The following is a 7,350-nucleotide window of genomic DNA, read 5'->3' on the forward strand; positions in this document are numbered from 1 at the left end:
CGGGCGTTGGACCGGCCGGCCATCCGCCCGGCCGACCTTGGCAACTGAGTTCGGTCAGTCGTCGTCGATGATCGTCGCGACGATGTCAGTCGGGGCCGCGAAGGTTGCGCTGTCGACGCTGATGACATGGAGGGCGAAGGTTTCAGTGTCTTCCTTCACCTTGTCGTCGACCAGCGCGGCCTCTACTGCGCCCACCGTCTGGCCGGGTTCGAGAACTGTCTCGACAAAGCGGTCGGGCGGCACGGTGGAGCCATCGTCCCCGATAGCTGTGAAGTCCTGCCGGATCATCGCAGTACCGTCGACGAGATTCGCCTTCACAATGACGAACTTCTCGCTTGGTGCTGACAGCCTCATTGCGAACTTTATCGAGCCGGCACTCTCGGCTGCCCTCGCCGGGCTGATGGTCAAAGCAGGTGTGGCATCGTCGTCGACCACCAGAAGTCTGCCGAACGACTCGCCAAGTTGCGCCTCCACCGGCGCTGAAAGCACCAGACTGGCCTTCAAGTCTTCGCTGTCCATGGTGTTGCCGGTGACCGCAACGGTGATCTTGTGTCTGGTCTGGCCGGGCTCGAACACCACCTGCTCGGCAACGTGGCCCACAGACGAGCCCAGGTCGCCGCCCGTTTCAGCGGACACACTGACCGGTCGAGAGCTCGGTCGCGACAGTTTCACCCAGAGGTCGACATCCTTGGTGGCGTCGTCGCCCTCGGCGACCTTCCCACCGTCGGTGACAGACAATGTCGGCACCCGCGTCGGCCCTGACTCGCCAACGCCAGGGATCGAGAACGCGAGGTCGCTGACGAAGACCGAACCGGACGCCACCTTGTCGGTCCGTAGCTCGATGGCCCGGACATCGCGCAGATCGACCCCTGTCAGTGAGCTGGTCGGGATTCGTACGGTACGCAGCAGATTCTTCGACAGACCATCCTCGCCCGAGCCTGGCAGCCGGAGCAGCGCATCGCTGACCGCCGACACTGGTATCGACGATGCGCCGCCATGGCCGTCTATCACGCGCACGGTCAGATCCGTCCTTGGCGCCCCCGATGGATCGGGAGTCGCGCGGAAGGTCAGCGCGGAGTACCGGCTGACATTCCGCTGCGCGGCGCCGACATCCACCCGCATCACGCCGTTCGTGCCGGTCCAGGTGAGTTTGGTGACTGCCGTCGTCGGAGCGCTCTGGGCGTAGTAGGCCGCATTCCAATGCGGTGAGGTCGAGCTATCGGCGGTCGTCAGACACTTCGGACCAGTAGGTCCGACTGCAGCCTGAGAAGCGGAAGCAAGGCCCGCACAAACTGCTGCCCTGGCGCTACCGACCACAGCACCGGAAGGTAGTGCCTCATCGAGGCGGCTGACATCTTGCCGGCTGGCCAGCGGCGCCTGCGAGACCACCCGAACCACAGCGCGCCCAGCCGAGGCCGGATGCGCGTTCGAGCCGTCGAGTAGCGGAAGCAGCTTGGTTTCATGCCCAAGCTGCAGGCGAAAGAAGCCGGCAACGTACGCCGTGCCGACGGCCTGCTGCTCCTTCGGCGTCAACCGGCCCGCGTACTTCGCACCACACGGTGCCGCCTTCTCGTCCGCTTGGTGCCAGTCGTCGATCGAGAACGACACCGACTGCCCGGGAGTCCACTCGGTGTTGAAGAAGTTGTGGTTGGCCCCCATCACCAGGACGGTCGAACGAGTCGCTGCATCACCGGTCACGGAGTACCTGCTGTCGTCATAGAACTTCTGACCCCCCAGGTCGGAAACGTCGCCGTCGCAGTACGGGAGGATGATGCTCATCGCGACACCGGGCACAGTCGACCGCGCAAAGTCAGTCGGGGCCAGCGGCAGTACGGCGCGGATCCCGTACTGGCCACCGCGGTCGGCGTTGAGCGCAGCGGCTCGAACGACGCCTTCGCCACCTCGCGAGTGGCCCATCAATCCGACGTTACTCAGATCGACCTTGCCGACAAACCTGCTGCCGAACGGACCGCCGCCGGTGGTCGACCACTGCTTCCACAGCGCGAGGTGGTCGAGGATCAGCTCGGCGCGGGCCTGCGCACCTTGGTCGTACGTCGAGCCGTCGAAGGCGTTCACCGCGTTCGCACTGATCGAGACGACCTGGTAGCCGTTACTCGCGAGCGCCGTCGCCGGTCCGTCGTAGCCTGCGTAGCTTGGCACCGGTTTCTCGCCACTGCGACATGGCCATACGCTGGCCCCATCCTGTGCGGCGTTGCCGTAGCAGAACGGGTTCCGGCCGTGCAGGAAGATGACCAGCGGCCGAGCTCCGACCGCACCGTGCGGCGAGTACACCTTGCCGAGGATCTCCGATTTCTCGCCGAGACCGGGCAGGTACACGGCCTGATCGCCCAAGTTGTACTCAGCCTTGTCCACCGCATATGGACCGGCCGCACCCGGATCGACGGCCAGTGGCGGGCCCTGCGGCGCCTTCAGCCACTCGGCGTCGGTGGTATCTCCTGTCGGTGCCTTGCCAGGTTGTGCCTTGTTTCTGCCGAGATCGGCCGACCAGATCAACCGAACATCTTTTGCCTTCAGCACCGATACGTCGCGACTGATCGTCGTCAGGGTGCGCGAGTCCTCCGATTGTCTTGCCGCGCCCACCGGTACGCCGTTGACCGCGATCAGCGGCAACGCGTTGCGTATCGGCATCGACGAATCGAGACCCAGCCTCACCTGGTAGCCGGCTGCCACTGGTCTGACATCCCAGTTCTTGCCTTCGACAACTGATTCCTCGGGCGATGCGGTCGCCGCTAGAGCCGTTGGAGAAAGTATCGCTCCGGCGACGAGCGCGATCACCAGGCCCGCCCTTTCCAGTACCCGCACGATGTTCCCTTCGTTGTGGACAGATCACCGTGCTGACTCCCAGACCGCAGCGATGGTTGTCGGTGGCCACGATCCGTCACGAACTCCTGATACACCGCCACCTCCGCCCAGGCCATCAAGGGTTTATCCATCGATCGTTGCGGACCGGCTGGTGAGCTAGTGGCGCAAGCGGACAGATCCGCGGGCGCATGGGGTATCGCAACGAAGGGCTGCACCGATGAGTTACGTGACCGCTGAAGGTACTCGTCTGCACTACCGCGTGGACGGAGAAGGAGACCCCGTGGTCCTGATCCACGGTTTCGGTCGAACGCTGGAGGACTGGGCGCAGCAACACGAACTGCTGAAGCAACGCTTCCGTGTTTACAGTCTCGATCTGCCGGGTTTCGGCGACTCTCATCCACTGCGCGAGCCGTACACCCTCAAGGCCCTCGGCCGTTCGGTGATCGCGTTCCTCGAGGCGGCACGTATCGACAAACCCATTCACCTCGTCGGCAACTCCATGGGCGGCGCTGTCACGATGACCGCGTCGGTCGAGGCGCCCCACCGAGTGCGCAGCCTGCTGCTGACCAACAGCGCGGGATTCTCGCACAACGCCAACCTTCCGCTTCGCCTCCTGGGAGTCCGTCCACTCGCCGCCCTGATCATGTGTAACGGCACACTCGGGATGGCGCGTGGGAACGAGAAGGCGTTCTTCTTCAATCCGGTCTTCGCGACCGAGGAACGCACAAAGCACACGTACATCGCCTCGAAGCAGCCGCATACCATTGCGGCATCGTTGGCGCTGACCGAGCAGCTCCTCTCGATCCGCGGACAACGTGCCGAGTGGCGGCTGCCGCTACTCGAGGCGCTGAATCAGCATCGCGTTCCCACGCTCGTGATGTGGGGGGACCACGACAAGGTCCTACGGCCTTCGGACCTCGATGCTGCGACCCACGCCCTGCCGTATGCCCGGACCCAGCTGATTTCTGACGCTGGACACATGCCGATGATCGAAAAGTCAGGAGAGTTCGCCCGGCTGGCGGTCGACTTCTGGCAGGACGTCGCTGCTGACCGAGCTCAATGCTGACCTGAAACCCAGCGTTGAACAAGCGGTGGTGTCAGGCCTCGGTCCGTCAGGAGCGGGGCCTGCGCTTCGAGGTGCTGTTGACTGCCTTTGGCGTGGGCGTCAGATAGATCGCGTTCACCCAGACCTGCGCGAGGATGTCGACCAACTGGTCCTCGGGCAGGGACGGCTCCTCCCCCATTGTGGCTGCCAGCATGGCGCGTTCGTTCATCAGGCTCAGCGCGATCGCCAGATCCCGGGCCGGTAGGCCGGCCGGCGCCACACCACGCTTTCGCTCCGCCTCGATCGCCTTGGTGATCCGACGAACCCAACGCTCCATGATCTGGGTCCACAGTGCGCTGATCTCTGGCTGTGCCGCCCGCAACTGAGATACCGCGACAACGACCGCCGAATGCTCTTGCCAGGTCTGCACCGACGCCTGGATCGCCAGCCGCCACTGGCCGACGGGATCACCGTCAGCATCCTCGAACCGTTGGTTACTGGCCGCGAGGACGGCCTCGGCCATCCGGTCCAGAAGCGCCAGCACGACGGCGGTCTTCGAGGAAAAGTAGAAGTAGAAGGCCGGGCGCGAGAGCCCGACGCCCCGCGTCAGATCATCGATCGAAATGTCTTGGACGGGCTTCTGCTGCAAGAGCCGTTGAGCGGCATCGAGGATCGCCCGCTCTCGGTCGTCGCCCGAGATCCGAGGCGTACGACGGCCCCGTTGCGGACCCGACTCACCACTCGTCGACGGTTTCGGCACGACATGACATTACAGTTCGTTGAAGGTTCCAGCAACTCGTCAGCACCCTCGACATCGCGTCAGACGGGTGGCTCAGGCTGCCGCGGGTCGCCAGTCCGGATGTCCGGGCATCCGAGGCAGGCTGGTGCCGTACAGCCATGACCGCAGGAACGGGGCAAGATCCGAGCCCCCGACACGCGACGCCGTGGAAATGAAGTCGTCAGTGCCACCGACACCGTTGGCGTGCTCGCTCACCCAGGCTCGTTCGATCTTGGTGAACGTTGCCTTCCCAACCTGCTGCTCCAGGGCGAACAGCACCAGAGCACCACCGAGGTACGCAGCGTTGCTGTAAGGCCTGAATGAGGCTACCGGTCCAGGGAAAGTAGCGGGATCGGGCAAGGCAATCGGCCCGTTCTTCAGCAGTTTGTTGCCCAGCTCCTCGTATGTCGACCGCGTGACATCGACCTGCGGGCCTCCACCGTGCGTCGCGATCCACTCCTGATGGTAGAAGGTGGCATGGCCTTCATTGAGCCATACATCCGACCAGCGCTTAGGTGACACCGAATTGCCGAACCATTCGTGCGACACCTCGTGCAGCACAATGGTGGCTCCGCTCTCCTGCTCGAAGCCCTTCTTGGTCATCAGGTCAGCCTTCAACAGTGTCAGGCCCTGAGTCTCGAGCTCGCCCCCGTAAGGAGTGATCAACGCACCGGCGCGGTCTCCCGGGAACCGTCCGAGCCGGGACTCCATGAATCGCACCGACGCGTCGAACGCGTCCAGTTGTGGTTCGATCTCGGCCAAGCGCGCGGTGGGCACCGCATAGCGAAGCTCCAGTCCGTGAGGTCCCCTGCGACGAACGACGGTGAACGGCCCGACACCGATCTGCATCAGCTCGGTGGCGATTCTGCGGTCTTCACGAAAGACCCGTGTCGTCAGCCCACCCAATCTGACCGTCCGTAGGAGCTTGCCGTTGGCAATCGAGTTCAGGGAACTGGGCGCGGTGATGACGAAGGTCGCCGGCGCCTTCTGTGCCGGATGGTCGCTGACGGCAAGCATCCGGCGCGCGGCAGCAGGCTGGTTGATCGACTGAATCCAGCCCGCCGAACGGAAGAGCCCGGAGGCCGGCAGGTCGGCAGGCGTCGCAGCCACAGGCACGGTGTTGGTCACGCTGACCTCGACCACGAAGTGAGCCCCGTTGTGGATCCTGCTCGCCGGGGTGATGACCAACTCTCCCTCGCTGGTGCTGGCCCAGGCGGCCAACCTACCGTTCACCCGGACCCGCTCCACCTTCGGCCCAAGCAAGTCCAGATCGAACCGGTCCAAGTCCTGAGTCGCGCGAGCGGACAACGCGGTACTGGCGGTGTACTTCGAAAGGTCTGTGGCGAAACGAAAAGCGAGCCGCTGATCGAGTACGTCGTATCCCCCATTGCCTTCCTCGGGCCAGACGGCGTCACCGATTCCAGCCGCGCCTACTGCGGCGGGGGCGTTATCCGTGGTCGCCTCGGTGGGCGCGGCCATGCCAGGGCCTGGAGTCCACCCCGCGAAGACGAGCACCGCAAGTCCGGATGTGAGTAGCCGCTGGATCCTCATCCGGCCAGTGTCAATGGAGCAAGTAGACAGCCGCATGATGCTCGCTTGACTGCACATCGGCCAACTCGTTGAGCGACGCGAACTCGCACCAAAGTTCCCGCCTGAATCGAGCGATCATTGACAGGACGTTGACTGCTTGTGGTTGCACTAGGCAGGCCGCGTCCGCGGCTGAGAGATTTGGCCATCTGAGGGAGAAGTCATGAATCTCGGCTTTGGAACACGATTACTCACAGGCATCGTCGCACTGTCCGGTGCCGCTGGACTCCTACTGGCGGCCCCCGCGTCGGCCAGCCCCAACGGTCAGCACCCAGCCGCCTGCTCGCCCGGTGGAGCCAACATTGTCGGTGCGCGGGTGTGGGGGACCGACCGGAACGGAAACTTCGCGGAAACGGACAGCCGTGCGAAGAGCAGTCACGGATGCTCGAACTTCCCTGAATACTGGTTCAAGGGCAACGTCACAGTGCGTTGGTACTTCACCAATGGCAGGTCGAAGGAGACCCACCACTACATCCCCGTCAGTCAGCCGGGTTCGGACTGGTTTCCGCTCAATTACAGCTGACTGAATGTCGCCGTCGAGGCACTCTGCTCGACCGCTCATCGACCAGTCGCTCGCAGACCACTGCTGCTCGGCATCCGACTCGGCTCGATGGCAAGTACAGCCGTGAAGCTGAAGCACTTCGCCAGTTCCGCTGCGATCGCCACAGCGACGATCGCAGCGCCCGCAATCACCGTCGTTCAACCCGCTGCTGCGGCGACGACCGTTTACACCTCCAACGGCGCCTACGCCCAGCTCGACAAGAGCCCGAGCGGTGGCGCCGCAAGCTGGATCTGGTGGTTCGGCGGCAGCACAGGGGAAACCTGGGTCGACTACAAGTTCTACAACGACCGCATCATCCGCCACACCGGGAAGGTCGAGGAGGGTGTGACCTCGAGCATCACTCCTGGTCAGGACGTCTGGCAGATCCGTGTCTGCAACCACTACTACAGCGGGAGAACAACATCACGGATTGTTCCAACTGGAGCTGACCGCCGTACAAGCTTGGCGGGGGGGGGGGGGGCGGCCCCGCCCCCCACGGCGCCCCCCCCGCGTGGCACACCCAGTGCCCCACAGCCCGGGGCGGGGGGGCACACCCCCGAAGGCCGCGGGGCCGCC

The 7,350-nt window shown here is 64.3% G+C and carries 6 protein-coding genes; 3 read left to right on the top strand and 3 right to left on the bottom strand.

Annotated features, from left to right (window positions below; translation table 11 throughout):
• Positions 1-54: 54 nt before the first annotated feature.
• Entirely contained in the window at positions 55-2,649 is a 2,595-nt protein-coding gene (locus ACIA49_RS33545) for a Calx-beta domain-containing protein (RefSeq protein ID WP_396381963.1), read from the bottom strand.
• Positions 2,650-3,040: 391 nt separating this feature from the next.
• Between ACIA49_RS33545 and ACIA49_RS33550 the strand changes: the two genes are divergently transcribed.
• Positions 3,041-3,889 carry an alpha/beta fold hydrolase gene (locus ACIA49_RS33550; protein WP_396381964.1) on the top strand — a complete coding sequence of 283 codons (849 nt, stop codon included), beginning with the start codon at positions 3,041-3,043 and terminating at the stop codon, positions 3,887-3,889.
• Between the two features lie 46 nt (positions 3,890-3,935).
• Here the strand turns inward: ACIA49_RS33550 and ACIA49_RS33555 are convergent, their stop codons facing one another.
• Complete coding sequence (locus ACIA49_RS33555; RefSeq protein ID WP_396381966.1) at positions 3,936-4,628, bottom strand: TetR/AcrR family transcriptional regulator; 693 nt, start codon at positions 4,626-4,628, stop codon at positions 3,936-3,938.
• Positions 4,629-4,700: 72 nt separating this feature from the next.
• On the bottom strand, positions 4,701-6,197 hold the full coding sequence (locus ACIA49_RS33560) for a M1 family aminopeptidase (protein WP_396381967.1): 1,497 nt from the start codon (positions 6,195-6,197) through the stop codon (positions 4,701-4,703).
• A 199-nt stretch (positions 6,198-6,396) separates the two neighbouring features.
• Between ACIA49_RS33560 and ACIA49_RS33565 the strand changes: the two genes are divergently transcribed.
• Positions 6,397-6,756, top strand: a complete 360-nt coding sequence (locus ACIA49_RS33565) for a hypothetical protein (RefSeq protein ID WP_396381969.1) — start codon at positions 6,397-6,399, stop codon at positions 6,754-6,756.
• A 102-nt stretch (positions 6,757-6,858) separates the two neighbouring features.
• The coding region (locus ACIA49_RS33570; RefSeq protein ID WP_396381971.1) for a hypothetical protein at positions 6,859-7,350 on the top strand (492 nt) is incomplete at its 3' end.

This window comes from Kribbella sp. NPDC051587, from assembly GCF_044453945.1.
Lineage (GTDB): Bacteria > Actinomycetota > Actinomycetes > Propionibacteriales > Kribbellaceae > Kribbella.